At 30.8% G+C, this 600-nt stretch carries 1 protein-coding gene; it reads left to right on the plus strand.

Annotated features, from left to right (window positions below; translation table 11 throughout):
* Nucleotides 1-600: hypothetical protein (locus tag PVK62_RS17500; RefSeq protein WP_274449508.1), on the plus strand; the 600-nt coding region annotated here is incomplete at both ends.

Consider the following 600-nt stretch of genomic DNA (forward strand, 5'->3'; position numbering starts at 1 on the left):
ATTGCATTGGTAAAGAAGAAGTCTGTTTAGTTAATGAGGTATGTAAAGATTTTAAATACCCCCCAGTTACCGTCGGATTTGAAGAACAAAATGAAGTAATACTCAAGGATGAATTCAATGCCTTTTTTCTTGATGATTCAATATCAAATAGGTTAGAACGCGCAATATTAGATGCTACTTTTCCAGACAAGGCCTTAGAGTTTTTTAAAAAAAGAAAAAAAAGGGAAAAACACATTCAAAGACTTGAAATACCTTCATTTTCTCATGCTGTGACAAATCCTAATGAGGCTGTTTTTTATGGGTTAGGTTTTGAGTTACCTAATATCGAAAAGCTTAAATCTGGTTCAAATAAAGAAGTTTATATAGATGCAATATTGGCAACATCTCATGCTCTTCTCGAAATTACAAACAAAGAGGTTGATGTATCTATAAAGTCGGATTTAATTATCTACTGTCCTAGTATCTATACTCATTTATATAGTTTTAAAAGCCAGTTTTGGAATCAAATAATACGAAAAGAAAGCAAAGTTGCCAAAGATTTTATCATGAACGGTTTGTTCAAGAATCCTAATTACTCAGGTTTTAATATTAAGATTAATG

This window comes from Aliivibrio sp. S3MY1, from assembly GCF_028765575.1.
Lineage (GTDB): Bacteria > Pseudomonadota > Gammaproteobacteria > Enterobacterales > Vibrionaceae > Aliivibrio.